Annotated in this window: 25 protein-coding genes and 2 pseudogenes; 12 read left to right on the forward strand and 15 right to left on the reverse strand. The window is 55.9% G+C overall.

Features of this window, described 5'->3' with window-relative positions; all coding sequences use genetic code 11:
• Positions 1-10: 10 nt before the first annotated feature.
• Genes GCD22_RS18345 through GCD22_RS18120 form a run of 3 tightly spaced genes read left to right on the forward strand, consistent with a single transcriptional unit; the run spans position 11 to position 4,273 of the window.
• Positions 11-718, forward strand: coding sequence for an outer membrane protein assembly factor BamB family protein (locus tag GCD22_RS18345; protein ID WP_244947568.1), 708 nt, complete (start codon positions 11-13; stop codon positions 716-718).
• Positions 719-740: 22 nt separating this feature from the next.
• Complete coding sequence (locus tag GCD22_RS03305) at positions 741-929, forward strand: response regulator (protein ID WP_211371686.1); 189 nt, start codon at positions 741-743, stop codon at positions 927-929.
• Entirely contained in the window at positions 926-4,273 is a 3,348-nt protein-coding gene (locus GCD22_RS18120; RefSeq protein ID WP_211371687.1) for a PAS domain S-box protein, read from the forward strand. The genes GCD22_RS03305 and GCD22_RS18120 overlap by 4 nt, the downstream gene beginning before the upstream one ends.
• Here the strand turns inward: GCD22_RS18120 and istB are convergent.
• A complete protein-coding gene (gene istB, locus GCD22_RS03335) occupies positions 4,231-4,989 on the reverse strand; it encodes an IS21-like element helper ATPase IstB (RefSeq protein WP_065975116.1) in 759 nt (252 codons plus the stop codon). The genes GCD22_RS18120 and istB overlap by 43 nt on opposite strands.
• A gap of 17 nt (positions 4,990-5,006) precedes the next feature.
• Positions 5,007-6,527 carry an IS21 family transposase gene (gene istA, locus GCD22_RS03340; RefSeq protein WP_070114524.1) on the reverse strand — a complete coding sequence of 507 codons (1,521 nt, stop codon included), beginning with the start codon at positions 6,525-6,527 and terminating at the stop codon, positions 5,007-5,009.
• A gap of 49 nt (positions 6,528-6,576) precedes the next feature.
• Here istA and GCD22_RS03345 point away from each other — a divergent pair, with 49 nt between their 5' ends.
• Positions 6,577-7,518, forward strand: a complete 942-nt coding sequence (locus tag GCD22_RS03345) for a putative bifunctional diguanylate cyclase/phosphodiesterase (RefSeq protein WP_153940416.1) — start codon at positions 6,577-6,579, stop codon at positions 7,516-7,518.
• Between the two features lie 596 nt (positions 7,519-8,114).
• Here the strand turns inward: GCD22_RS03345 and GCD22_RS03350 are convergent.
• The 8 genes from GCD22_RS03350 to GCD22_RS03385 form a co-directional block, all read right to left on the reverse strand.
• Positions 8,115-9,359: a ParB/RepB/Spo0J family partition protein gene (locus GCD22_RS03350; protein WP_153940417.1), complete on the reverse strand. Its 1,245-nt coding sequence runs from the start codon at positions 9,357-9,359 to the stop codon at positions 8,115-8,117.
• 1 nt (position 9,360) lies between these two features.
• Complete coding sequence (locus GCD22_RS03355; RefSeq protein ID WP_153940418.1) at positions 9,361-10,131, reverse strand: ParA family protein; 771 nt, start codon at positions 10,129-10,131, stop codon at positions 9,361-9,363.
• A gap of 2 nt (positions 10,132-10,133) precedes the next feature.
• Positions 10,134-10,529, reverse strand: a complete 396-nt coding sequence (locus tag GCD22_RS03360; protein WP_031575425.1) for a hypothetical protein — start codon at positions 10,527-10,529, stop codon at positions 10,134-10,136.
• A 94-nt stretch (positions 10,530-10,623) separates the two neighbouring features.
• The gene (locus GCD22_RS03365; protein ID WP_153940419.1) at positions 10,624-11,277 is read right to left on the reverse strand and encodes a S26 family signal peptidase; all 654 of its coding nucleotides are present in this window, start codon (positions 11,275-11,277) and stop codon (positions 10,624-10,626) included.
• Positions 11,249-11,461, reverse strand: a complete 213-nt coding sequence (locus tag GCD22_RS03370) for a hypothetical protein (RefSeq protein ID WP_080707873.1) — start codon at positions 11,459-11,461, stop codon at positions 11,249-11,251. Before GCD22_RS03370 ends, GCD22_RS03365 begins: the two co-directional genes overlap by 29 nt.
• The gene (locus GCD22_RS03375; protein WP_153940420.1) at positions 11,424-11,717 is read right to left on the reverse strand and encodes a hypothetical protein; all 294 of its coding nucleotides are present in this window, start codon (positions 11,715-11,717) and stop codon (positions 11,424-11,426) included. The genes GCD22_RS03370 and GCD22_RS03375 overlap by 38 nt, the downstream gene beginning before the upstream one ends.
• Positions 11,718-11,764: 47 nt before the next feature.
• Positions 11,765-13,135, reverse strand: a complete 1,371-nt coding sequence (locus GCD22_RS03380; protein WP_153940421.1) for a conjugal transfer protein TraB — start codon at positions 13,133-13,135, stop codon at positions 11,765-11,767.
• Complete coding sequence (locus tag GCD22_RS03385) at positions 13,132-13,563, reverse strand: hypothetical protein (protein WP_244947569.1); 432 nt, start codon at positions 13,561-13,563, stop codon at positions 13,132-13,134. The genes GCD22_RS03380 and GCD22_RS03385 overlap by 4 nt, the downstream gene beginning before the upstream one ends.
• 376 nt (positions 13,564-13,939) lie before the next feature.
• Between GCD22_RS03385 and GCD22_RS03390 the strand changes: the two are divergent.
• Positions 13,940-14,206 (forward strand): annotated as a pseudogene (locus GCD22_RS03390) (type II toxin-antitoxin system RelE/ParE family toxin); the annotation flags it as partial.
• A gap of 2 nt (positions 14,207-14,208) precedes the next feature.
• Positions 14,209-14,505 carry an addiction module antidote protein gene (locus GCD22_RS03395; RefSeq protein WP_075324056.1) on the forward strand — a complete coding sequence of 99 codons (297 nt, stop codon included), beginning with the start codon at positions 14,209-14,211 and terminating at the stop codon, positions 14,503-14,505.
• A 461-nt stretch (positions 14,506-14,966) separates the two neighbouring features.
• Here GCD22_RS03395 and GCD22_RS03400 read toward each other — a convergent pair whose 3' ends face one another.
• Positions 14,967-15,650 carry a hypothetical protein gene (locus GCD22_RS03400; RefSeq protein WP_031575411.1) on the reverse strand — a complete coding sequence of 228 codons (684 nt, stop codon included), beginning with the start codon at positions 15,648-15,650 and terminating at the stop codon, positions 14,967-14,969.
• Positions 15,651-16,268: 618 nt separating this feature from the next.
• A complete protein-coding gene (locus tag GCD22_RS03405) occupies positions 16,269-18,320 on the reverse strand; it encodes a DNA topoisomerase 3 (RefSeq protein WP_153940423.1) in 2,052 nt (683 codons plus the stop codon).
• A gap of 522 nt (positions 18,321-18,842) precedes the next feature.
• On the opposite strand from GCD22_RS03405, the gene GCD22_RS03410 reads away from it, so the two are divergent.
• The 3 genes and pseudogenes from GCD22_RS03410 (at position 18,843) to GCD22_RS03420 (ending at position 22,151) form a co-directional block, all read left to right on the forward strand.
• Entirely contained in the window at positions 18,843-19,763 is a 921-nt protein-coding gene (locus GCD22_RS03410; RefSeq protein WP_153940424.1) for a retron St85 family effector protein, read from the forward strand.
• Positions 19,764-19,801: 38 nt separating this feature from the next.
• The gene (locus GCD22_RS03415) at positions 19,802-20,698 is read left to right on the forward strand and encodes a retron St85 family RNA-directed DNA polymerase (RefSeq protein ID WP_227487886.1); all 897 of its coding nucleotides are present in this window, start codon (positions 19,802-19,804) and stop codon (positions 20,696-20,698) included.
• Positions 20,699-20,918: 220 nt separating this feature from the next.
• Positions 20,919-22,151: pseudogene (locus GCD22_RS03420) on the forward strand (IS256 family transposase).
• A gap of 1,200 nt (positions 22,152-23,351) precedes the next feature.
• Here GCD22_RS03420 and GCD22_RS03425 read toward each other — a convergent pair.
• On the reverse strand, positions 23,352-23,657 hold the full coding sequence (locus GCD22_RS03425) for a hypothetical protein (RefSeq protein ID WP_031575399.1): 306 nt from the start codon (positions 23,655-23,657) through the stop codon (positions 23,352-23,354).
• Positions 23,658-23,886: 229 nt separating this feature from the next.
• On the opposite strand from GCD22_RS03425, the gene GCD22_RS17895 reads away from it, so the two are divergent.
• From GCD22_RS17895 to GCD22_RS03435, 3 genes are all read left to right on the forward strand, one after another.
• Positions 23,887-24,060, forward strand: coding sequence for a hypothetical protein (locus GCD22_RS17895; protein ID WP_170286687.1), 174 nt, complete (start codon positions 23,887-23,889; stop codon positions 24,058-24,060).
• Entirely contained in the window at positions 24,047-24,577 is a 531-nt protein-coding gene (locus GCD22_RS03430) for a hypothetical protein (protein WP_153940426.1), read from the forward strand. The genes GCD22_RS17895 and GCD22_RS03430 overlap by 14 nt, the downstream gene beginning before the upstream one ends.
• Before the next feature lie 401 nt (positions 24,578-24,978).
• Complete coding sequence (locus GCD22_RS03435) at positions 24,979-25,347, forward strand: DUF2442 domain-containing protein (protein WP_226831431.1); 369 nt, start codon at positions 24,979-24,981, stop codon at positions 25,345-25,347.
• Positions 25,348-25,374: 27 nt separating this feature from the next.
• Here the strand turns inward: GCD22_RS03435 and GCD22_RS03440 are convergent, their stop codons facing one another.
• Together GCD22_RS03440 and GCD22_RS03445 are read right to left on the reverse strand one after the other, a co-directional pair.
• The gene (locus tag GCD22_RS03440; protein WP_010641842.1) at positions 25,375-25,629 is read right to left on the reverse strand and encodes a Txe/YoeB family addiction module toxin; all 255 of its coding nucleotides are present in this window, start codon (positions 25,627-25,629) and stop codon (positions 25,375-25,377) included.
• Positions 25,626-25,877: a type II toxin-antitoxin system Phd/YefM family antitoxin gene (locus GCD22_RS03445; protein WP_010641843.1), complete on the reverse strand. Its 252-nt coding sequence runs from the start codon at positions 25,875-25,877 to the stop codon at positions 25,626-25,628. Before GCD22_RS03445 ends, GCD22_RS03440 begins: the two co-directional genes overlap by 4 nt.
• Positions 25,878-26,004: the final 127 nt, after the last annotated feature.

Consider the following 26,004-nt stretch of genomic DNA (forward strand, 5'->3'; position numbering starts at 1 on the left):
TGGAGAAAAAGTGGATGGCCTCAAGGAAGCCCTGCCAGTACAAACCCAGTTTTACGGCAATGCGCTTGGGGTTTCTGTCGTCAACGGCGTGGTTTACGCTGAGAGCGATGACATGTTTGCCTATGCGGTCAATGCGCGGACGGGCAAGCTGATCTGGAGAACCAGCCCGGTCGCTAACACTTTGATGGGTAACCCCTTGGTGATCGGCAAGCATGTATACCTATCCGCCGGCAGTGTGTCTTTCAATTTTACCAACGTGATGGAATACGCTAAGCATCCGACTAATGCGGGGCGCGGCAAGGACATCAGTTACAATGGGATATTCTGTCTGGACCGGACCGACGGCAAACTGCTCTGGAGCTTCAAAACGGCCGGTGACGCTATGCCAACTCCGGCTTATGCGGATCATGCCCTCTTTATCAGTACCGGGGATGGCAACATTTACCGTATTCGCTCGGCGGACGGCCAGAAAATGTGGCGTACCCATGTTGGCGGCATCGCCAACATGGCGAGCCCCGTCGTGTGGCGTGGAAAAATTTTCGTTTCCATGTCCGTCATTCCTGGTCTTTATGCCCTGAGTGCTCGTACGGGTAAGGTCTTGTGGAAGGGTGAGATTCCCGGTGCCGTGAATACGGGGATGGGGGATGTATCACCTGCCGTGGCAGATGGCATTGCGGTAGACCTGAACCCGCAGCGGCAGGATACAAAGGCAGCCTAAAATGGGAGACGCGATAACCGCCTTGACAGATACCGATACACTGCGCAACACGCCTATCATTATCGTGACATCTTACGCGATGGTGGGCGACCGTGAAAAATATCTGGCCGCGGGTTGCAACGGATACATCGAAACGCCAATCAATCTGGATACTTTTGTGGCGGAGATCGAGCGCTACTTGTCCCCGCCGATCGGGGGGGGGCGGCCATGACCCGGATACTGATCGTCGACGATAAGGAGGAGAACCTCTATTACCTGCGTGCTTTGTTGGAAGGGAACGGCTGTGTGATTGAATCTGCGCGCCATGGCGCCGAGGCGCTGGTCAAGGCGCGGCAGACCCCGCCCGGGCTGGTAGTTTCCGACCTGCTGATGCCGGTGATGGACGGTTATACGCTGCTGCGCCACTGGAAGGCCGATGCCCGCCTGACGGATATCCCGTTCATTGTCTACACCGCAACCTACACCGAGGAAGAGGACGAGCGCCTGGCCATGAATCTCGGCGCCGACGCTTTCATCCTAAAGCCTTGCGAACCGGATGATTTCATCGTCAGGTTGCGCGAAGTACAGGCCAACGCTGGCGCGGACAAACCGGTACTGCCGTACCAGCCTGTGGGCGATGAGAATTCCATGCTCAAGTATTGCAGCGAAACGCTGGTCCGCAAGCTCGAAGACAGGATGCTGCAACTGGAGGAGGCCAACCGCGCGTTGCAGTTCGAACTCGCCGAACGCAGGTCTATCGAGGAAGAGTTGAATTTCAAGAACCAGATGCTCCAGACCCAGCAGGAGACGTCGCTCGATGCGATCATGGTGGTCGGCGAGAATGGGGAAGTCCTCACTTTCAACCAGAAATTCATCGAGCTATGGGGGCTACCGCCGCAGTTCATCAACACCCATGTCGACACACTCGTGCTTCCGTCCACCGCTGAACAGACTAAGGACCCGGAAGCATTGACCGCCACGGTGAAATATCTGTATGCGCACCGCGACGAAAAGAGCCGCGACGAACTGCGGCTGAAAGATGGCCGGATAATCGACCGCTATTCCGCTCCTATCGCGGGCGAAATCGGAAAATATTACGGGCGCATATGGTATTTCCGGGATGTTACCGAGAGCAGGCGTGCGCAACAATCATTGCACGCCAGCGAACGCGAGCAGCGGCAATTGGTGCAACAACTCGAGGCGGAGCGGGGCCGCCTGGTTGCCGCCCAGCGGGTCGCCAAGGTGGGCAGCTGGGATACAGATCTGACCACACTGGAGGTCATCTGGTCGGACGAAACCTATCGCATCTTTGAAACCGATCCGGATAGCTTCCACCCCTCCCATCAAAATTTCATCGCGCTTGTACATCCCGAAGATCGCGCGGCGGTAGATGAGGCATTTGTGCGATCCCTCGACCAGCGAGTCCCATGTGCGATCAAGCACCGAATTCTGCTGCCGGATGGCCGCATCAAATTCGTGGAACAGAATTGGCAGATCTTTTTTGATGATCAGGGAACGCCAGTCCGGGCATTCGGCACTTGCCAGGACATTACCGAACGCAAACAGGCTGAGTATGCATTTGAGGAGCTGTCGCGCAAAACCGAACGGCGCGATCACATGCTGAGTTCTGCGCTCTCCTCGATGAGCGATTTTGCGCAGATATATGATCCCGAAGGGCGCATCCTGTATGTGAATCAACCGCTGCTCGACCTGTGGGGGATCGCCCTTGAGGAGGCGGTTGGCAGGAATTTCTTTGACCTGGGATACCCTGAAGAATTGGCTGGAAGACTGCAGCGGCAGCTGCACCATGTATTCGAAACCGGGCAGCGCGTGACCGATGAGACATCTTATGTCGGCCAGGACGATCGAATAGGGTATTACGAGTATATTTTTTCGCCGGTGCTGGATGCCGATCAAAGCGTCGCCTTCGTGGTCGGGTCGAACCGCAACATCACCGAGCGCAGAGATTCTGAAGCCGCGCTCAGGGCAAGCGAATTGCGTTATCACTCGCTGTTTGAAAATATGCTGGAAGGCTATGCGTATTGCGGAACGATCTTTGAACAGGATGTGCTACGCGATTTCGTCTACCTTGAAGTCAATCGCGCATTTGGCAGACTGACCGGCTTGAATGACGTGGTCGGCAGGAAGATCAGCGATATCATCCCCGGTGTGCAGAAGGATAATGCGAATCTTTTTGAAATATATGGCCGGGCTGCTTTGACCGGACAGCCGGAAAAATTCGAAACATACATGTCGGCTGTGGGCGCATGGCTTTCCATTACCGTATACAGTTCCGACCGAGGGCATTTCGTGACTGTGTTTGAAAACATCACGGAACGCAAGGAATCAGAAGCCAGGATACTTTACCTGAACCGTGTCTATGCAGTATTGAGCGGCATCAGTACGCTGATTGTGCATGCAAGCGACCGTGACGAGCTGTTCAGGGAGGCGTGCCGGATAGCAGTTGAGTTAGGCGGGTTCCGCATGGCCCTGTTATGCACCGTCGACAACAGCACGGCCCGGATCGTTCCTTGCGCATCCGCAGGCAAAAACGACGCGCTGATGGCCGCCATCAAAAACATCCTGTCGTCGAGCGAGGATGCCCCGAAGACTATGGTCGCACGAGCGATCAGGGAAAAGCGGCCAGTCGTGTCAAATGAATCGCGAGATGATCCTCAAGTAGTGTTCGGCAGGCAATACGCTGGGGCAGGAGTAAACTCGATGGTTGTAATGCCGTTGATCAATTCCGGTGCAGTCCTAGGTGTGCTTTCGCTATATGCAAGCGAGATTGAATTCTTCCATCAGGAAGAAATGAAGCTGCTGAATGAGCTTGCCGATGATATCGCATACGCCATCGATCACATCGACAAGCAGGAACGGCTCAACTATCTCGCCTACTACGACGCGCTCACCGGGCTCGCGAACCGCAACCTGTTTCTCGAGCGCGTCGAACAATTGATTCGTGCTGCGGACAGGGACGGGCAACGCTTTGCGATAGGTCTGATCGATCTGGAGCGGTTCAAGAACATCAATGACAGTCTCGGCCGACCGGCCGGTGACGCGCTGCTGCAGCAGGTGGCAGAGTGGCTGGCGCGTTTCGCGCATGACGCTGATCTGCTGGCGCGTATCGATGCGGACCATTTCGCGTTCGTGGTGCCGGAAGTCAGGGCGGACGGCAACCTGACCGAGTTGTTCGATAAGGTCGCACAGAGCTTTCTGGCCCACCCGTTCCGGGTGGGTGACACCGAGCTGCGCCTGGCAGCCAAAACCGGCATCGCGCTATTTCCCGACGATGGCGCCGATGCAGAGGCCGTGTTCAAGAACGCCGAGTCCGCACTTAAAGCAGCCAAGAAGAGCGGCGATCGCTACCTGTTCCACACCAGAAAAATGACCGAAGCGGTAGCCGCCAAGCTTACCCTAGAAAATCAGCTGCGCCAGGTGCGTATTCTGTTGATCGTGGGCACCGATTCTGGCGATCGTGGGCACCCCTGGAGAGGGAACATTTTGGTCGTTGTGATTTTAAGCACGGGTGGTCACGATGGGTCAACTTTGGGGGCGGTGCCGGGGTCCCGGTGACGGCGTAAGGATTCGCCTTTCAGCTCCAGGCGGTGGGCACTGTGCAGCAGGCGATCCAGGACGGCATCGGCCACGGTGGGCTCGCCCAGATAGTCATGCCAATGGTTGACCGGTAGCTGGCTGGTAATCAGGGTGGCCTTCTGGTTCACCCGGTCATCGAGGATTTCCAGCAGGTCACGGACCGCTTCTCCGCGCATGGGCGCCAGGCCCCAGTCATCCAGAATCAGCAGGTCCACCTTGGCCAGGGTGTTCAGGTAGCGCCCGAAGCTGCCGTCCCCATGGCGGGTCTGCAGTTCTTCAAACAGCCGGGGGAGACGGAGATAGCGGACACTCAGTCCCTGTCGGCAGGCCTGCTGTCCCAGGGCACAGGCCAGCCAGGTTTTGCCGGTACCGGTGGCACCGGTGATCAGGAGGTTCTGGCCCTGACGGATCCAGGTATTCTGGATCAGGGAGAGCATACGGGCGCGTTCCAGGCCGCGCGAAGCACGGTAGTCGATGTCTTCTACACAGGCGTTGTGCTTGAGGTGGGCGAGCTTCAGTAGGCGCGTCAGGCGGCGCTGGTCGCGTGCACTGAGTTCCCGGTCCAGCAGCAGGCCCAGGCGCTCCTCAAAGGGGAGATCCTGGACCTGGGGCAGCAGGGATTGTTCTTCCAGGGCTTCGGCCATGGCGGTGAGATTCAGTTGCCGTAAGGTGTGCAGGGTGGGTTGGTATAACATGAGAGACTCCTTGTAAATCACTGGTAGTAGTGGGGGCCACGGATATTGTCGTGGGTCGGGAGGGGGGTCGTGGGAGAGGGGCTCTCCTGAACTTGATCCATCCCCTGCTTCAGGATGGACTGGATGCTCCGGGTCGTCGGAGAACCGATCTTCAGCGCCCGGGCACAGGCGGCATCGAGGCGTTCCTTGCCATAGCGCCGGGAGTAGCTGAGCAGGCCCAGACAGGATCGGTAGCCTTGTTCGGGATGGGCGCGCCGCGCCAGTTGCCAGCGCACTACGTCCCGGGTCGCAGGGCCAATGGACAGGGCCCAATTCAGGAGCCGTCCCGGGGACCATTCCCGGTGTTGCTGGTAGGCTTTGGGCAGGTGTTCCGGGACGGTGCTGTAACGCCCTTGCAGAGTCTGGCGGGGATGGCTGGCCACCCGCTGTTGCTGGTGGAAGATTTCTACCGTCCGGGCACTGACCCGCAGGTCAACCCGCACACTGACCAGACGATAGGGTACCGAGTAAAAATGCCCCTGATAGGCCACATGGGAGTCGATACTCACCTTGGCGCTTTTCCAGAGCGCATACACATAGTCCTGTGCGGGCAAGGGCTGTAGGGCGGGCCGGTCCAAGGATTCAAAGACGCTTTGGCGGCTGCCGGGCAGGCGCTTGAAGGGCCGTTGATTGAGGTCCTCCAGCAGGCGGCGGATCTCCCTGTTGAGCTCCATCAGCGAGAAGAACTGGAAGTGGCGTAGACGCGCCAGAATCCAGCGCTCCACCACTTGTACGCCGACCTCGACCTTCGCCTTGTCCTGGGGTTTGTAGGGGCGTGTCGGAAGCACTACGGTCCCGTAATGGGTGGCCAGATCCCGATAGCTGCGGTTGATCTCGGGTTCATAGCGGGAGGCCTTGGTGACCGCCGCCTTGAGATTGTCGGGGACCAGGAGAGTCGGCACTCCGCCGAAGTACCGGAAGGCCCGGACATGGGAGCCCAGGAAGTCCGGCAGACTCTGGCTCCAGGTGGCCTCGCAGTAGGTATAGCTGGAAGCCCCCAGCACCGCCACAAAAATCTGCGCCTGCCGGATCTCGCCGGTGCCCGGGTCCACGACCGCAACCGTAGGCCCGGCATAATCAATGAAGAGTTTTTCGCCCGCCACATGCTGTTGCCGCATGCTGGTTTTGAGGCGGGCTTTCCAGCTACGGTAATGGACACAGAACTGCGCATACTGATAGGTGCGCTCATCCGGATGGGTGGCTACATACTCCTCCCAGAGCAGTTGCAGGGTCACGCCCTTGCGCCGTAACTCCGTATGGATCTGCGCCAGGTCGGGCGGGACCGGCCGGGACGCCGGGAGGGGCTGGCGGCGCGGGTTCAGCCGCTGTTCTACCTCCACGACCGTCAGCCCCTCCGACAGCGGCCAGCCGATCCGGGCTTCCGTCGCCCGTTGCAGATACTTGCCCACGGCCCCCTTGGACAGCCCGCAGGCCCGGGCTATTTGCCGCTGGCTACAGCCGGCGGCATGTAATCGCAGGATCTCGATAATCGCTTTCATGGTCATCCTCGGTGTGGGCATGCTGGATCTCCTCTAAAAAAGACCCAGAATGCCGCTCAAGCCAATGAATGACCAAAATGTTTTTTACTCCACAGACGAATTTCCGCAGGCCATTCTGGCATCGTGGGCACCGATTCTGGAAAATCGTGCAAACTGCCCACGATCCGCCAGAATCATTGCCCACCATCGCCCAGAATCACCGCCCACGATCATTCAGAATGACTGCCCACGATGGGCCAGAATACGCAGCCAGGCGATCGATAACGAGGAATTCGTGCTTCATTACCAGCCCAAGGTGAACCTGGCGAGCGGTAAGGTCGTCGGCGCCGAGGCGCTGATCCGTTGGAACGATCCGCGCACAGGCCTAGTGCCGCCGGACAAGTTCATTCCTATCCTGGAAGAAACCGGTTTGATCTCCGAGGTCGGGCGCTGGGCGCTGCGCAGAGCGGTCGAGGATTACCTGCGCTGGCGGGCAACCGGACTGGAAGCGGTGCGCATCGCGGTGAACGTGTCGCCGCTGCAACTGCGCAACCCCGGCTTTGTCGCCGAGATCGAACGAAAAATCGGTATCGGCGCGCATGCGGCGGATGGCCTGGAACTGGAGATCACCGAAAGCATGATCATGGAAGACGTCAAGCACAGTGTTTCCATTCTGAGGACTATCCGCGACATGGGCGTACACGTTACCATCGACGACTTCGGCACCGGCTTTTCCTCGCTGGGTTACCTGTCGAAACTACCGTTGGACACGCTGAAAATCGACCGCTCGTTCGTGACCGACATTACTGCGGGACCGCAAGGCTTGGCGCTGGTGACCACCATCATCAGCCTGGCCCATGCGCTCAAGCTCAAAGTCGTGGCGGAAGGTGTGGAAACCGAACAGCAGTACAGTCTGTTGCACCTGCTGAGCTGCGACGAGATGCAGGGCTATCTGTTCAGCAAACCAGTGCCGGTCGAAGATTTCGAAAAAAGATTTCTCGGTCGGATGTGAGGTATCTGTAAAAAGGTTGGCCCATCACGGGTGGGCCTTTTGCGGGCCGTGCAGTAAGCGGTAACTGAGCGGCGTATCTTGCGGCTTAGTTCGAGATGTTATAGAGGTCGGAGCGCAGGGGAAACGATCATGGCTAGGCTTTCGACGTGCATGTACGACTCCTTTTGGTGCCTAACAGTTAATGTAAAGGCTGGCGGATCAGGACTTTGTTTGGTATAGAAACTGCTTACATAATATCAAATCATCATGGTTTAACAAGGTTATTCCTCCCGTCGGTCTCTATATGCATGTAGGAAAAGGCGGGCCCAGCACTGCCCCTCCTTTTTTGCTCCTTAGGTTTATGCTCCACTTTTTGTCGTCAACCATAGGAGCGAACATCATGGAGCCACACCGTACCCCGCCTGATAGATTTGGTATCCATCGTCTGACGCCGCTGCCACTACAAGCCCCGTAGCGAGGACAGGCACATCCCACCCAGGTGCGCCGCACCACCAACCAAGAATCTGGACGTCCGGTTACGCTGCCCTGCCGCCGTTGGCGGCTTGATCACTGATTGCGGCCGTTCATTGGCGGTGATACATGACATTACCCGACCCTTAATTTAACACCAACTCCAACACCTCAATGATCTCCACCGTTCCCATCGTCCCGGGCAATTCGCGCCCGGCCTTCTCAAAGGCTCGCTCCAGCAGAGGGCGGGGAAGCGTCACCGTCACCTGGTTCGGCAGGGATGCTCTCGGCAGAGGTGCTCCCGGCAGGGTGCCATCCTCCTGCGCATCATCCGCCGGATCTCCGACAACCACTCCGTTCTCATCGACGGCGCCCCCATCCTCGATGTCCTCATCGCTATCGACGTTGTGCATATCGATCGTGGACAAATCCACTTCTTCCCCATTGGCATCAAAAGCCCTCACGGCCCCATTTTCCTGCTGCATGTCTACCTCCTGCGGTTTTCCGCTCAAACCTCGTTCGTATCGGCTTTCCTCTCTATCCACCAGCACGCGGGAGAGGGTTTCCCCGGCCTGCAGGCTGGCACGGATGGCGTCCAGCACGATGCGCTTGTCCTCGTCCTTCATCCATCCTTTCATGCGACTGATGTCTGTTTGCCCGATGGACTCCAGCGGCACGCCCAGATACTCTGCCACCGCCTGCGCATCTTCGCTCCCCAGAGAGAGCATCTGGTGTACCCATGCTTTGGATCGACCCAGCCGCTTGCCCAGATCCGACAGGCTCGGCTTGGGGGCCAGGCTATCCATCAGCTGCTTTACGGCCTTCGCCGTATCTACGGGCGTCATATCCGCTCGCGCCAGATTTTCGACCAACTGCATTTCCAGCCGATCAGCGTCTGTGTCGGGCTCCAGGATCACGGCTGGAATCCGGGACAGGTCATAGCCCTTGCGACGGCATGGCTGGCCACTGTCTCGGGCAGCCATGGATGCCCTCCAGCGCCGCTCGCCCGCTATGATCCGATATCTTCCCGACACGACATGACGTACCGCGATGGGCTGCAATACCCCATGCTGCAAGATGCTTTCCTTCAGCAATTCCAGATCATTGTCGATGGCATCCTGTGCCCCGGATGCCACAAACGTCTTGCGCGGCTGCTCCGGGTCCGGCTCGATCTCCGACAACTCCAGAAAGAGCGCCGAAGCGGCTCCGCTGCCGACAGTTCCGCCCGAGACGGTATTCTGTTCATCCGCCGGGGCCGCTTTCTGTCCCGGAAGTCGTCTACCGGGTAGACGATTGGCTTTGGCATCGGTCTCGCCGGAATCTCCCGCCATCTCGGCCAGCGTGCGCTTCATCTCATCAAAGAGATTCTCTGAAAGATCTACCTTGGCCATCTTATCCCTCCTTCACTGTTTCTTCTGTCGGCACCCGGTCCGTTTCCAAAATCATCTTGCAGGCCATGGCCCATTTCGCCGCCGCCGCGTCTTTCGGGTCCAGCTTCCAGACGGGCATCCCCTGTTTCAGGGCGTTGGATACAATCAGCCGATTCGTCAGATGCACTGGAAGCACATGCTGACCAAAACCCGACTCGGTGATCGCATCCACGACCATTTGCTGATTCGTGGAGTTCAAAACCCGCTTGTTGATGACCAGGGACAATCCCAGGTCGACTTGCGAGGCGATCTCCCGCCATACCTTGAGCAGCGAAGTGAGCCCCTGCAACGCCAACAGGTCGGGCTCCACGGGCGCCACCAACAACCCGCCCAGATAGAGCGGGGCCAGCTGCTGCACGCCGGCGGCTGGTGGCGTGTCGATGACCACCACATCAAAATCAATCTTCAGCAAACGGCTCATTGCCTCCTGTCCGGCCTTCAATCCCTGCTTTTCAACCAGATGTACATGCTGGTGGCCTGGCAGGATTTTGAGATCCCCAAACCGGGTGTCCTGGAACTCCAGGCTGGTGTCCCCGTCCCACAGTTCCAATACCGATTTGCCACGGCCATTCGGCTCCCCCGTAGTGATAAAAGTGGCGTTGCGTTGGCCGTCCATGTCCACGAGCAATGTCTTTTTCTTCGCCGCCATGCTGGCGTAAGCCGCAATGTGAACGGCAAGAGCGGTCTTTCCTACCCCGCCCTTCTGATTGGTCACGGTAATGATCTGTGGCATCTCTACCTCTCTTCTTGCGCTTTCCGACGCTCCTGCTCATGCAGTGGCGGATACAGAACCCAGGAATACCAATACAACATCGTGTAAAGCACATCGGGCAGGCCGACTCCGTTCCGGTGGCTGACCTCTACCAGGTTGTCCGCCAGATCGCAGGGAATCCGCACGTTCACTTCCACCCATTCCGTGTCGGCCAAGGCCGGGCGGTGCCCATCCCGCCATCGAAGTCCTTTCTCCCACGCTTTTTCGGCCAGAAACCGGGAAGCGCAGTCCTCATGGACGGCCCGAAGCGTCATCCCCTGAACGAAGGCCAGGGCCTGGATGTACAGGTGCATCTTTAGCGGGATAACCGTCGATTCCCCCGCATAGGGCATACCGTTAAAGAGAGATGGTGTCAGCATGCTTTTCCCGGCTTGACCCTTTCACGAATGGGTATAGATCAGCGCCGGGCCAGATCGTCCACCGGGTAGACGATTTACGAGGACGGCCCGGGGCTCAGTCTCCCTTCTGAAGCCAGAACTGACTTCCGGGAATCGTCCACCAGGGAACCGCCCGTTGCAGGATGCTGGTCTCCGGGACTGGGCCATAATAGCTGGAGTCAAAGGCATAGTTTCCCGGGGCGTAGAGCCAGACCTGGCCACGCTTCAGGTGATAGGTGCCGAAAGGGTAATGGACAATCCGGTGATGGTGGCCGGGCGTCCAGCGATCCACATGGGAGTTGGGCAGGTAATGGCCGGCTTCGCCGTCCGCAGGACCGCCGCCAGCAGGGCTGCTGTCAGCAGGACTCGCATCCCCGGGACTCACCCAGTCTCCCGCGCGGGAGAGTTTCACGGTTTGCCCAGGAACAGCGGCGATCTCTTTGATCCACGGCTGTCCAGCAGGAAACCAGTGGTACTTCAGTCCCTCTGCGACGGCGGCGTGATGGGTGGGGCCAGGAATCTCGACTTCGACCAGTTCTCCATCATGCAACGGATAAGGCGAGCCGAGAAGCTTATAGATGCCGATGGGTTCGCAGGTCGAGTCGTTGAAGACCAGATGCTGGTACTGCATCCATAGCCCCACGGCAGCATTCAGTACCAGGACGCCGACAATCGCCCACGCGCTCCACCAGAGTAGCCGCTTAGCGATGGTGGCGGACATTCTTTGCATGGCGGCGCTCCAGAAAAAAGCGTGCGGGGCCTGTCAATAACCGAAAGGGGAAGAAGAATAGCCACTCGATATGGGTGGCACCCCATAGCATGGCTTCAGCCACCTTGCGCGGGCTGGGCCGCTCGAAGAAGGCGATTAGCCTCTGGTCAAGCCGAGCGATGACTTGCCGAAGAGGATTGCTCACGCACCCGCTCCTTCAGGACAGTGATCGCCTCTTCAAGAGAGGCTTCCAGGGTAGCAATGTGCTGTTCAGCCGGAATCCGTGAATAATCCGCAGAGAGCACCTTTTCCCATTTGGCAATCCGCTGTTGCGCGGTGAGGGGACGGGACAGGTGCGTCTTGAGCAGATCCTTGAGTCGTTCACGGCGCTTGTCATCCAGGGAATCCAGAACGGGCTTCCAGGCAAGCAATGGATCGCAGGGATCAGATGGGTTTCCCATGGAAACTCCTGCCTTCATATGATCAGGCTTCTTCATCCGTTCCCCCATCATTGATTCACCGCGAACAATACCGGCACCCCAAAAAACGCGGCCCAGGCTTTTGCCGAAGCCCTTTGGATGGCCGGAATATCCGTCCCCCGCGCCCACCAGTCATTGGCCGGAGCCAACAGGACTTGTATCCCATGCGGGTATAGATCGAGGGCAGGCCACATCAGCAGTTGCTCATAGCAGATGAGATAGCCGACTTTTTTGCCGTCAATCTCCGTGGTTTCCGGTTTCCTGGAAAACGGCGCCATCCGGAAGCTGTCACGGGGATGCCACGGGTGCCACATCGAGAAAGGCACCGGGATGTGATCCGGCAGTACCGTCTGGTGGCCATCCTGGATCTTCACCAGAGCATCCAGATAACCCTTGGCAGGGCGCAAGTCCCGCCCATGGGGCTCGCACCCTGTAAGGGGCACATCGGCCCCGAGCAGCACGGTTTGTCCGGGATGTCGCGCCGTCCAGCGGATGACCGGACGCCAAATGGCCCGGGTTCCTGGCAGCCAGGGCCCGGCCAAGGTTTCCGGGAGCAATACCACCTTGTCGCCTGCGTGCAGATCGGCCAAAATCTTGGGAGCCATTTCCATGGACGCATCGACATAGGAAAGATTGGAACGCAGGCGGCCCAGGTGGGTATTGATGCCCACCCATCCAGCGGGCGCTGTGGGCAGCGGGTGACCCATCATGTCAACTAGTGCCGGCACCCGCTCGGCCAGGGCGGCCAGGGCAGGGAAGACAAAACCCAGAAGCCAGAGATTGAAGACGACGATCCCGGCCATCAGTAAGCGCACCGGGAAATCCTGATTTTTCCGCTCCCAGTAGCCCAGAGCGAAGATTCCGAGAATGGTCAGCAGGATGCCGGTTGGGCCTGCGGCGACGGCGCCGAGCCATGGGGAAGTCCAGCCGATGATCCCCAAGGGTGGCAGAATCGTCGAGACAGCAGAGGTAATGATAGTGGCCGTGACCGCGCCAAAACCGCCGCCTGCAAGGCTGCCACCTGCAAGGCCGCCGCCACGGAAATACAGAGCAATGTACGGGTACGCCAGATAGGGCAGGGCAAAGGCCAGAGATGACAGCGACCAGAACCCAATACCGAGAAATAGCCCGGAGTGTGGGAAGAAAACCGACGTGCCTTTGATGAGGCCGTAGGTTGTCGCCATGTGATATCCGAACATCAAGCAAAATGGCGCCATCCAGGAACGCTTGTTCAAAACAGGCAGAAGCAGCAAGGCCAGTGGCGCAAGCCAGATGGCATGAGGCCAGGCCAGAACACCCACCAGGGCACCCAGGAGTGCCGGAATGGCGAATCGGGAGACGAGAGCGGACTTTCTCCGCGAATCGTCTACCGGGTAGACGGTGGAGCTCTGGGCCGTCATGCGGCCCGGGCCGCTTTGAAGAGGGGCTCGACCACCACCGGGAAGTCCAGCAGATCATCGATTACCGTAACACCATGAGCGGGCTCTTCCTGCCCCTGGTAGGCACGGTGAAGGAATACCGGAGCGGCGATGATGCCTACCGCCGCGTTGACGTTGGCCGCCTGGTCATCTACGAAAGCCTGGGCATGCAGGGCTTCCAGGATTTTCACGCGGTCGTGGGCAGAGGCATCCTCGCCCAGGCAGATGATGCGGCCAGAGGGGATCAGCCCTCCCAAGGAGATCGCTCTGGCGTGAATCCACTGGGCATCAACATTGGTGACGGCCCAGACGCTGCCCCCGGCTGCCTCCACGTTGCAGACGGCATCCCAGGCGGAACCATGGGACGGCACTCGCTCCCACCAGGCATCCCGATGAAACGCGGACCACACCCGATGACACTCCCTCGCGCTCAGCGCGAAGCGCTCCTGAAGGTCATAGGCCTCGGAGACTTTCTGGATGGGCCTGCCCAGTTCCCACGAGGCGCACTGCGCCCAGGCGGACTCGAAGTCTAAGAGCACACCGTCCAGGTCAAACACCACAATCGGATTCATCACACCCCCCTATCGTCTACCGGGTAGACGATGTATGCCCACCCGTTGGCGGGGTATAGATCGGGGGCAGGCCAGGGGTGGGATTCCACAACGGGCTATCTACCTAACGGTTGGCACGAAGGGTTAAAAAGGATGGGAACGGAAGTTTTGCCATTAGTAGTTTGTGAACTACAAGCGTCATGCGATGATCGAACTCAAGTAAACAGAGACTTTCAGAAAGTGGTGGACGAAGCTCAAAGATGAACGAGCTCGTGGCATCGTTGCTGGTCGCCTGGATCGTCTCGCTTACGGGTTGATCGGCGACGCGGGGCCGGTGGGGGAGGGGATCAGTGAGCTACGCATCCACCATGGCCCTGGGTACCGCGTTTATTTTCAGCAACGGGGAAGCATGATCATCGTCTTGCTCTGTGGTGGCAACAAGAGCACGCAAGCGAAGGATATCAGGGTAGCAAAGCGCCTGGCTGCTGAATGGAGTGAATGACCATGAGTGAAAAATTATCTACTTTTGACCCTGCCGAAGGGCTGGCATCAGACGCGGCCATCGCAGCCTTCATGGCCGATGCGTTTGAATCTGCAGACGCCGGCTACATTGCGCACGCGCTGGGCGTCGTGGCCCGCGCCAAGGGAATGGCTCAGATCGCTGGGGAAACTGGTCTTTCGCGTGAACAGTTGTACCGCTCATTCAGCGAGCGCGGCAATCCGACGCTCAAGACCACGCTAGCAGTCATGAAGGTCCTAGGGATTGAACTTACGGCAAAACCGGGGCCACAGGGCCGATGATGGCCAATCATATCGGTAAAGCCACCGACTATTAGGCTACGCTCGCCAGAACCGACCGTTTTCTGAGCCTGGATAGCTCCGGTGTGCCATCACCGCACGACAACCAGGACTGCTGCAATAGAGATCGAGCGAAGAGATCTTCCTGACAAACATCGTTCCACGCATTGTGCGCTTCAGTTGTTTTTGGGGGGCAGGGCAGGGCAGCGGGGCGGGCGATCGTCTACCGGGTAGACGGGCGCAGCGGCCACGTTTTCCCGGAAAACGCCCACATTACCCCTTCTTTATCTTGCGTTCCGCTTTTCTTTCGGTAGACGCTTTTTTTGGCGTTTTCGCCTACCGGGTAGACGATTTTTTAGAGCAGCGTTCAGCGGGAATACGCTTTTATTTACCGATTCTGGGTCCAGCGTCTACCGGGTAGACGCCCGAACACAGGCCCGATTGGGTGAAAAATGCGAGATCGTCTACCGGGTAGACGACTCAGAGAGCAGTAAGTGGTATTCAAGCCACCAGGCGTACCTGCCGCCGATTAGAGCTCCGGCCCATCGAACCAGAGGGATGATGCTCACAACCAATACACAGGAAAGGACGAGGCCTTGTACGGCCAGACCAGCCAGCCCCGACAGCATGAGCTGTAGCGCCAGTGAATATAGCGGGAAGAGCACGATGAAGATCGCGGCGACGAATCTCCAAAGATTGCCATCAATAGGATAGAAAAACGTCGGCTCCATCTTTGCCAGATCGGGGTGAGTGCGCTCGAACAAGGCAAACCAAGCGAGCCGCTCGCCGTCGTTCGCGCACATTCCGAGTAGTTTTCGCCTCACGGAGGAATCGTTATATGCGCGTGGAATAGCCAGCAAGAGGAAACCCATCTCGAATGCCAGAAAGACCAGAAGCGTCAAATGCAAAAAGAGCGTCAGAGCGAAAGCGAGTGCCCAGATCAACCAGAGAACGCTCCCAACAAAGAACAATGGAACATCCCAGCGGGTCATCACCCGCAAAGGTATGCAGGCAACCTGCGGAGGATGGCGAAAGTCTGCCCACACTATGAGTGGAATCCTCCAAAGTTCGGAAAGCACAGATTTACTCACTCGTCGTACACTCCAGACCGCAACGATAGCGGCTACCAGCCAAGCCAGAATTTCCATGGTATCTACAAGCCCTCCAGTGAGAAAGGATCAATCCCAGACGGGTATAGATCAGCGAGAGGTTTTCAAACCCGAATCGGGTCAGTCTCCTCGGTAGACGATTTCTGACAGCGGAGATCGGCCCAGCGTCTACCGGGTAGACGATTTTTTGGAGCGTTATCCCCGCGATCCACGGTCCGAAGCCCAGACAACGAAGCGGGGTCCAACTGGACCCCCGGCGGCCGTCTGGGTTGTGGTCGGCAAGCCGGAATGTGTACCGGCTGGTCGTTACACGGTAACGAGCCGTCCACAAGGCGGTGGAGCTGCGGGGATAACGCGACCACATGTCCTGCGGCAGGAAAAGCGGGGTTCGTCTACCGGGTAGACGATTTTTTGGAGCGTTATCCCCGCGATCCACGGTCCGAAGCCCAGACAACGAAGCGGGGTCCAACTGGACCCCCGGCGGCCGTCTGGGTTGTGGTCGGCAAGCCGGAATGTGTACCGGCTGGTCGTTACACGGTAACGAGCCGTCCACAAGGCGGTGGAGCTGCGGGGATAACGCGACCACATGTCCTGCGGCAGGAAAAGCGGGGTTCGTCTACCGGGTAGGCGATCTCAGGAAGCAACAAATTGTCTCGCTCATGTTTTTTTCTCGCTCCACTTCGTTCCGAGCTTCTTGGCATCCTGCTTGTCCGGCCACCAGCAGGACTGGCAGCCCTCGCACTTGAAAAAGGAGTCGCCTTTCTTGGTCTTCAGGGTGATGGTCGGTTTTTTGCAGTCTGGACAGGAAGGGCCTGCTTTCGCAGCGCCTCCGCGCATTTTTCCGGTAGACGCCTTACCCCGCGCGCTCGTGGCGGACCGCGCTTGCCCAACGGCGATGGTCGCCGCCTTGGCTGCTTCGATCATGCGAGAAACGAATTTGCGCTGGGCTTCCTCGAACTGCTGTAGCGTCACGCGGCCCTCAGACACGGATGATAGGGCATCTTCCCAGCGTGCCGTCAGGACGGGATCCGTGAGGTCTTTGGGCAGCGCGTGAACCAGCGCCCGCCCTGCCTGGGTGGAGAGAATCTGCTTGCCTTTGCGCTCCATGAATCCCCGGGTGAGCAGTGTTTCGATGATGCTAGCCCTGGTGGCCTCAGTCCCCAGGCCAGAGGTTTCCTTGAGTTTGGCCTTGGCGGCCTCATCCTCAACCACCTTGTGGATGTTGCTCATGGCCTCAATGAGCGACCCATCCGTAAATCGTGCCGGCGGCTTGGTCTGTTTTGCCTGGACATCTGCATCCTGGACGGTCAGAACCTGGCCTTTTTTGAGCGCCGGGATCGGCTGGGCGGGGGTGTCATCATTATCGTCATCGGTCATCCCATACACGGCTTTCCAGCCTGCGGATACCGGAATGTTGGCAGTCGCCTTCCAGTCCTCGCCGGTGCAAGTCAGTAGGGCCTTGATCGCCCGGTACACATAGGGCGGATAGAACTGCGCGAGATAGGAGCGGACGATGATCTCGTAGACTTTGGCCACTGCGGGGCTCATAGAGCCCTGCATGGAGCCGGTCGGAATGATGGCGTGGTGCGCCGTCACTTTGCCCGTATTCCAGATGGCCGACTTCCGGTTAGAATCGGCGGCTTTCACCAGATCCGCAAATCCAGCTTTTGCCAGGCCGGACAGTATCTGTCCGGCATCCCCATGCTGTTCTTCAGGTAGATAGCGGCAATCGGTCCGGGGATAGGTCGCCGCCTTGTGCTCCTCGTACAGCGCCTGGGCCGCATCAAGGACATTTTGTGCCGACATGCCGAGCTTGGCCGAGCAGACCTTTTGCAGTTCGGCGAGAGAGAACCCTAGCGGTGCCTGTTGCTGCTTTTCGTCGCTGGTGAAATCCTTCACCGTGGCCTTGCCGTCTGCCTTGGCCTGGGTTGCCAGTCGGTCAGCTGCTTTCCGGTCGGTGAGGAAGCCTTCGGCATCGACGCCCTCGAAGTCCTCCCGCAGATCCCAGGCGGCCCAGAATCCTGTGTAAATCCGAGGAACGTAGTAATCTTTGGGTTTGAAGTGCTCGATCTTCTCATCACGGGCCACGACCAGAGCCAAGGTCGGCGTCTGCACCCGACCCACGGAGACGACTCCGGCGCCGCTGTTGCGCAGCGTAAATGCGCGGGTGAGATTCATGCCCATGAGCCAGTCCGCGCGTGCGCGGGCTTCGGCAGAATTGCTGAGATTCTGATATTCCCTATTGTCCTTGAGCGATGCCAGAGCCTTACGCACGGATTGCTCATCGAGGGCGGCCAGCCAGATCCTCTGGGTTGGGCCTTTCCAGCGGAGTTCCTCCAGGATCTCATCCACCAGCAGCTGACCCTCTCGGTCCGGATCGCCGGCATTAACGACAGACGAGGCTTTCTTAAGCAGTTCCCGGATCACCTTGATCTGGGCCTTGGCGTCATCTTTTGCCCGCTTCTTCCATTGCTCAGGAAAAATGGGCAGTTCCTCAAAGCGCCATTTCTTCTTGCCCTTTGGCGTGGTAGGAACATCATCAGGCGTGTAGAAGTCCGGCTCTTCCTGCTCGAATATATGGCCGAAACACCAGGTCACGACGGTATCGGATCCGCACTGAATGAACCCGTTACCCTTGTTCTTTGGTCCAGGCAAATACTCGGCTATGCCTTTACCCAGGCTGGGTTTCTCGGCAATGTATACTTTCATCAGGCACCCTCTATTGTCTACCGGGTAGACGCTCTGCGTCACCCCAACGTGAGGGTATAGATCGTTGTTGGGTCGGTCACTGTCACCGACCGGCAGACGTTAAATCCGAACGACCAAGATGCAGCGTAACCGGCCATCCAGAAATTGGTGGTCCCGTACGTAGCGCGCTTGGGTAAGGTTTAAACGACGCTCCCTTCCTTGGACACTGCAACCGGATTCCGCTCATCATTGAGCGCGCCTTGGTGACCCGTAACACCACTGATATCCCTGACCGTACGCGCCAGCACTTGAAATCTGCTAGGTCAATGCACGATGATCGGGAAATATATCCCAGATTATTGGAGAGAGACACAAAATGTTGCTATGCTGTACACCTCAGCTACGCGTTTTGGTAGTCAACTGTAGAACTATCAACTGTCCGGCGTTTCGCAGGACTGCGGTGTGGTGGATCGCAATTACGGCTCGAAAAGCCGCGATGGCGAGCCATCGCAACTTTTCGAGTCTAGTTTAAGGTAGTTGAGGGTGAACAGCGAGCTGGTCACAGTTCTGACCGAGCAATTGGATCCGGCAGGTTGTGAAGTCATCAACCTGCCGGCTCGTATTTGGGTATTCGGTGGTCCCACAGAGCCCTCCAGCGAACCAGCAGGTTCTCTTCGAGATTGTTTCTGGCGGCGTACGTTGAAATCTACGTTTAATCGTCCTTGGGCCGAGCACTTGGCGCGTCCTGAAGACTTTGACGATTGGTGGGCCTTTTCAGGTTACTCTGACCTTCTAACATTCGAGCGTGACGCGTGTTTCTTGGCTCGCGCGATCATTTTATTTGTGGAGTCGCCAGGGTCGCTTGCTGAGCTTGGTTGCTTGGCATCGCATGACAGCATCCTCCCGCAAGTTTTGACAGTCGTGCAGCGGCAGTACTGTGAGCAGGGCTCACGGCGGTCATTTCTGAGGTTAGGGCCGCTGAATCGCGTGCAAAGCCACGGGGCAGAATGCGTCATTGGCACCAACCAAGAAACGGAACTGCCGGACGACGATTTCGATGCCATTGTTGAAACAATTGACGAGTGGCTCAAGACAAATCCACAGCGCACTCGTTTCGATCCGAATAAACCCGCCCACATCTTCCTGATAGCTGCTGATCTGGTCGATTTAATGTTGATCAGCAAGCAAACAGAAATTGACGCTGTTCTGAAGTTTTACGGCGTTAATTTGGATGAGCAGATACTGGCACAGCACCTCGAATTGCTTAGCTTCTTTAAGTTGATTCAGAAAGAAGTACGGGGAAGAGAGATCTTCTGGGTACGAGCGCCGGGCAGCGATGCGCCATGGGTTGACCATAAGGCTAAAAGTGGCGGCAGATTTTTCCGAGAAAAGTTTAAGATTTATGCCGAAGAGTATGTAAATGGCAAAATTCGACTGAAGTCCGTTTATGGGAGACTCCCATGAACTTTAGGAGCGCTAATTTATTCACTAGACTTCTTGAGATGTCTCCCCTATCAGCGAGAGAGCTATCTCGCGTGATTGCCACTGCGCCTCATCGTTACAAGAGCCACTTCATAGAAAAGCGACACGGTCGTGGCAAGCGGTTAATTTCGCAACCAACAGCCGAGCTGAAATATTTCCAAAGATGGTTGGTCGATAATGAGCTGAATCAACTGCCTGTGCACGATGCGGCTACGGCATACCGCAAGGGGCGCTCAATTCTCGATCATGCTACTCCTCATGCAAAACAGAGATACCTTCTAAAACTCGATTTCAAGGATTTCTTTCCGAGTCTAAACGAGCACGCGCTTCGGCATTGTCTCGAACGTGATTGCAACTATTCTGAGGAAGAGATTGAGATCCTCTGTAACCTACTTCTGAAGTCCGCAAGCATTGAAGGTGGGCCGTTGCAGCTTTCCATTGGGGCCCCAAGCTCTCCTTTTATTTCGAATTACCTGATGTGGGAGTTCGACATAGCAATGCAGCAGTACTGTGAGGTCATGGGTGTGATGTACAGTCGCTATGCCGACGACTTGGCATTCTCTACGGACACCCCTCGGCTATTGGACAAAGTCTTCGATACTGTCCAGAAAATATTGGCGTCAATATCCTACTTACCCCTAATATTGCATCCGGACAAGACCGTCAATGTTTCGAAGAAACGTCGAAGGTTGCTAGTCGGACTTACGCTTGCAAATGATGGTAATGTTTCTATCGGACGGGAAGAAAAGCGTCGTCTGCGGGCTGCGTTGCACGCGTATACACAGGGCCGGTTACCCTGTGACGAAGTTGCTCGATTGGCGGGAATGCTGTCTTTCGTCTGGTCAATAGATCCAAAATTCGTCGAAAATTTGTGTCAGCGGCATGGCTTTTCACGCATTTCTGATTTGCTCCGATGATGCATCAAACAAGCATGTTTGCTGTGGTAGTCTTGCCTGGATAGACGCAAGGAGTGGCGCTCATTACTGAGGCACTAACGAGAGCTATGCTCGAAAGTGGTGTACGGGCGCGTTACAACTGGCTTGAATGAGGTGGCGTACTGTTGCTACAAAGGGTTTCCGACTCAAAGAGCAACATAAGGAGTACGCCGTGGAAAAGAATACCGTAATAGCAGGTGGGATGGGAGAGTTGGGTCTGGGCATTGAAGGGATACTTCGACGCGCGGCACGCTCTCTGATTGAGCAGGCCATAGAGGCAGAGGTGGCGGTATTGCTGGAAGAATTTGCGACGGTGCGGATGGTTGATGGGCGTCAGGCGGTCGTGCGTAATGGGCATCTGCCGGAGCGCGAGATCATGACCGCTCTGGGTCCGGTACCCGTCAAAGTACCCAAGGTGCGGGACCGCTCAGGATCGGGGATCAAATTCAATTCGGTACTGGCGCCTCCGTATGTACGCAAATCACGAACGGTAGCCGCTACAGTACCTTGGCTCTATCTGCATGGGGTGTCTTCCGGCCACATGCAGGAAGCCCTTTCCATTTTGCTGGGTGATGAGGCCAAGGGACTTTCACCTGCGGTGTTGGGACGTCTCAAGGCGGAGTGGGCGCAAGAGTATGCCCATTGGCAACACCGCTCCCTACAGGGAAAGCGCTATGCTTACTGGTGGGTAGACGGTATTTATACGAACCTCCGTGCGGAGGAGGATCCGCGTATCTGCCTGCTGGTGATTATCGGCGTGACGGCAGAGGGCAAGAAAGAGCTGGTCAGTGTCAGTGACGGCCTGCGCGAATCCAAAGCTTCCTGGCTGGAGATTCTGCGTGACCTGCAGGCGCGCGGTCTGGAGGCGGCCCCTTTGCTCGCCATTGGGGATGGTGCCATGGGGTTTTGGGCCGCACTGGATGAAGCCTATCCCGAAACTGGTCAGCAACGCTGCTGGGTGCATAAGACCGCCAACATTCTCAACGAACTTCCCAAAGCCCAACAGAGCAAAGCCAAGGCAGCGTTGCAGGAAATCTGGATGGCCGCCAATCGCCAGGCTGCGGAAAAAGCACTGGACGTGTTTGTGCGCAATTACCAGGCAAAGTATCCCAAGGCCGTGGCTAAACTGGAAAAAGATCGGGCTGAATTGCTCGCTTTCTATGATTTTCCAGCCGAACACTGGCGGCATATCCGGACCACCAATGCCATTGAGTCCACCTTCGCTACGGTACGCCACCGGACTACCCGGACGAAGAACTGTGTATCACGCAGCAGCTTTCTGGGATTGGGTTTCAAGATGCTGCAGTAGGCTGAAAAACGCTGGATTGGGATTTATGCTCCAGAGAAAGTCCTGCAGCTTTTTGCAGGGGTGAAATTTATCGATGGCTTACCGGCTAACCTCACCCTGCCGGATGATCAACAGACCGCCGCCTGATCTATGTCAGAAAATGCTCATACACCAGATTTGACTATAGCTCCACTAACGACGTTATCCGTGTTGAGTGGCGTTTGATTTATAAAGATCCTCTACAATCTGTAGAGGTTACCTTAATCTCGTGACTGGGGATCTTCGGAGTGACTGAAATCAGTCTTCTGCCGACGATCATGGCTCAACGGCGGCAGGGCAGCGGTCATTCGGCGCCCATGCGAGATTATTTTTCGGACGGCGATGGTTCTATGGATTTCTGAATACAGAACGGACATGGAAACTGGCCGCAAGTGTTCAGAAACCTTAGGTTTTGGAAACGTTCCATTTTGAAACCTTGAAAAATATAAAAGATATATAAACAGGAATAAGTGAATAACCGAGAAGCTGCTCCGCCATCCTAGCGATTTTATCAATGGGTTGATTTATGCCAATGGTTACCGGATCGCCGGTGTTGCAAAAAAACTGCGATGAGTTATAGAAATAGGATTTTGATGGCATAATAAAAATAGTACTTGTTGTGGCAGCTTGGTAATAAAAAGCAAAGTCGCAAATAACAAAAAGGCTAAACATAAAAATAAAAACCACTAAAAGAAACGAAAACAAGATTACCTCATCATCTTTAATAAAGGAATCACCTGAGGCTATAAATTTTAACAAAAAAAGATATAAATATAGAATAGAGAAAAGAAGCATTATGACGGAAATTATTTCATAATGTATTGTAGCAAGAAAACAAGAAAACAAAGAAAACAAAGAAAACAAAGAAAAAATAAAGATAGAACACACAAGAATAGAAAACAAGTACAAACGGTTTCTTGGTGCCTGTTTATTTTCTTTTAAATTATTTGTTAAAATTATTAATTGGTCTATTAAAAACAAATCTTTTAAAAAAATATACAAATTCTTGATTCCTTCATCGCTCGTTTTCCCTTCGAATAGCTGTTCGAATACTGTGCGCCAACGTATTGCAAGCCATGGCCGTCTCACGCTCGAAACAGGTTAGTGCTAATGGACGTCCGCTTCCAGTCTTGAACGGCCGTTCAGGCTGGCCCTGCTGCCAGCGATTTTACCACCGATCATGGAGTAGCCCGATTCAACGACGGCACCAAGTCTTCGGTGTGTGCATCCTTCTTCAAGGCATTGCCGTCGTCAGGCATCCTCCTTCCCTCTGGGTTCCACGTTATCAGATTTTGGAGCAACGACCCCTCATAGCCAAAATACCACAACTTTTCGTGGCTTCTCACCTTTTCTGCGGCTGCGCTGTTCGATGTGTCCCGTGATCTCTCCGCCGGCGTCGAGCTTTTGCAGTACGGCATCGCGGTTGCCGTCTTTGCGATAAAGCCAACCGATGGGCGTTTTCGGGTGTCCTCCAAGCCAGATCCCCACCGCATCCCGATCATAGGGGTTGCCCGTATCCCGAGAAATCCGAACCTGGTTATCCGCTGGGATACCAGACAGACCAGAAGCTTCAGGGAACTCCTGGTTAAATGCAAGATTTGAAATTCGTCGCATGGTTACCAGCTATAGCTTGCGGAACCAGCCACCGGAGCATTGGCCCCGGTCCCGTTGCAGCCTAATGTCGCCATGCAGGCTGTAACAAAAGCACCTTTGAACATCGGGCATTCCTCCATATCAGAACCCGCTTGGGTATAGATCAAAGAATCTGGAGATACCTGAAGAGGCGCACCCGAGTCCGATCTATACCTGGCCAGGAATCAGACTCAGAGCGAGGGTGAGAGGGATGAACTACGAGGAAATCGAGATCCCAGACGAGCTGCTTTGTGGGGGAGCTTTTATCGAGGACGGGGCGCCAGACCTGCTCATCGCCGCGGCTTGGGCCATAAATGGGTATCGGTGCCCTGTTGACCATTTGCAGCAAGCAGAACCAGAGGAAGACATTGATGATGCGGAGTGAATCAACTCTCAACGCGATCCCGCAAGACCTTAGAAAAGAACTTGTCTTACTGGCCGACTTGCTCCCAGAACAAAGCCCATTGCCATATACAAAGGCCAAACTCCTGGTGCTGTCTTGGAGCAGGCTCGGCCAGGATGCCCTGGCCTGGGCCGGAGCAAACCTGATCATCAAGATTGATCCAGCCCCCTACGAATCCGGAGATCTGGCATACGGCCCCACTCCCATTCAGACGGTGAACCGATCGGTTGACCTTTGGAAGCCGTTCTCACCTGAGCACTGGCGAGAGCATGTGCGAGGAATGAGCCTGTTCGACCTGGCTGTTTACCTGAAACTGAAGGTAGGAACGTGGGGAACGACACCGATAGCCCGCCGGCGGCATGTCACAAAAGATCGGCTTGATGGTATTGGACTTGGGTGTCAGATTCATCCCACCCGCTCAACCGCCTCGATCTTCCTATGCGGTGAGCGATCACTGCTGGAGATTGTCGAAACAGACCTTGCGGACCAGATCAAATAGGCTTCACAGGTAGAATCAGGAATGACTAAAGCCTTCTACAACTGAAAACTCGCCATTGTTTTGTAATGGAAATATTTTGTCCCGGCATGCCATTTTGTAGAAAGTATCCGCGCAGGAATATGCTATAAATACATAGTGTAAGCGGGATTATGGGGCTAGAATGGGGTTCAGGTGGTCGGAGGTTCAAATCCTCTCGCCCCGACCAATTTTACTATATGAATCATAATGATATAATTTTTATGGGCCATAAGTAATATCTGTGGGTAAACTTTGGGTTTATAATGGGGAAACCAGTAGGGATAACCCGACGGTATTCGTTACAATCCAAGGTTCCTGGTGTTTATCCAGGTAGTGTTTTGTCATCTTTTCGGTTGAGTGGCCCAGCAGTCTCCCGCATCGTATTGGACTGGCGCAAATCGGCCCCTATCCGGATTACAGGAAACGCTTGGGAATTTCTGAGGAAGAAATACAGGGCACAGGGCAAGCGTCATCCGGCTCAGGGGATCATCAGGTCTCTGAAGACTTCACTCGGCGGAAGCAATCAAAGCCTTCGGAAGGCACCACAAAAGCAAGGTATTTTTGTTTCCTGTGTCGAGTTCCCATGGTTTAAACAAGCCACGGTTGAGCAAATCACCACGATTGAGCGGCAGTCCTCTGCTCATCTTTATTGGCCCTTGCTTGATGTTGACCTTGCAGTTGAATCTATCCGCAGTCCAGCTTTGCTCCCATTAGTTGCCAAGCCCAACCCATCATTCCAGCGAACGCGCTAAAGCGCTCCATTGAATTCAGATAACCTCTCAGTAATGGAAACGCAATTGAGCTATTTGAAGTTGGTCGCCTTCAACGCGATACACCATGCGGTGTTCGTCCGTGATCCGGCGTGACCAAAATCCGGAGAAGGCGTGTTTCAGTGGTTCGGGTTTTCCGATGCCGCCGAACGGTTCACGCTGAGTCTCGCGAATCAGTTTATTGATCCGCTCTATCATCTTTCTATCCTGCTTCTGCCAAAACAGGTAGTCTTCCCAAGTCTCATCTGCGAAGACCAGCTTCACATGGACAGTTTCAGTTCAACGCCCTTACCAGCGTTCAATTGCGCTGCCGCCGCAAGAAGACGCTTCGCGTTCGCGGGCGTGCGCAAGAGGTAAGCGGTTTCTTCCAGCGCTTTATAATCTGCAAGCGAGAGCATCACAACCGATTGCTCTCCGTTGCGGGTAATAATCAACGCTTCGTGGTCGTCGCAGACTCGATCCATCGCGCTCGCCAAGTTCGCTCGAACTTTCGTGTAAGTAATAGCATCCACTGTCGGACTCCTGATTTGTACATGTTACTGTACATTCTTGCCAACCCGGATGTCCATCCCCCTGTCAACCGGATGCTGGTTACGCTGAGCGTTAAAAGCTTCCTTAAATCACTTTTTTGATGGAATA

This window comes from Acidithiobacillus thiooxidans ATCC 19377 (assembly GCF_009662475.1).
In the GTDB taxonomy this organism is placed as follows: Bacteria; Pseudomonadota; Gammaproteobacteria; order Acidithiobacillales; family Acidithiobacillaceae; genus Acidithiobacillus; species Acidithiobacillus thiooxidans.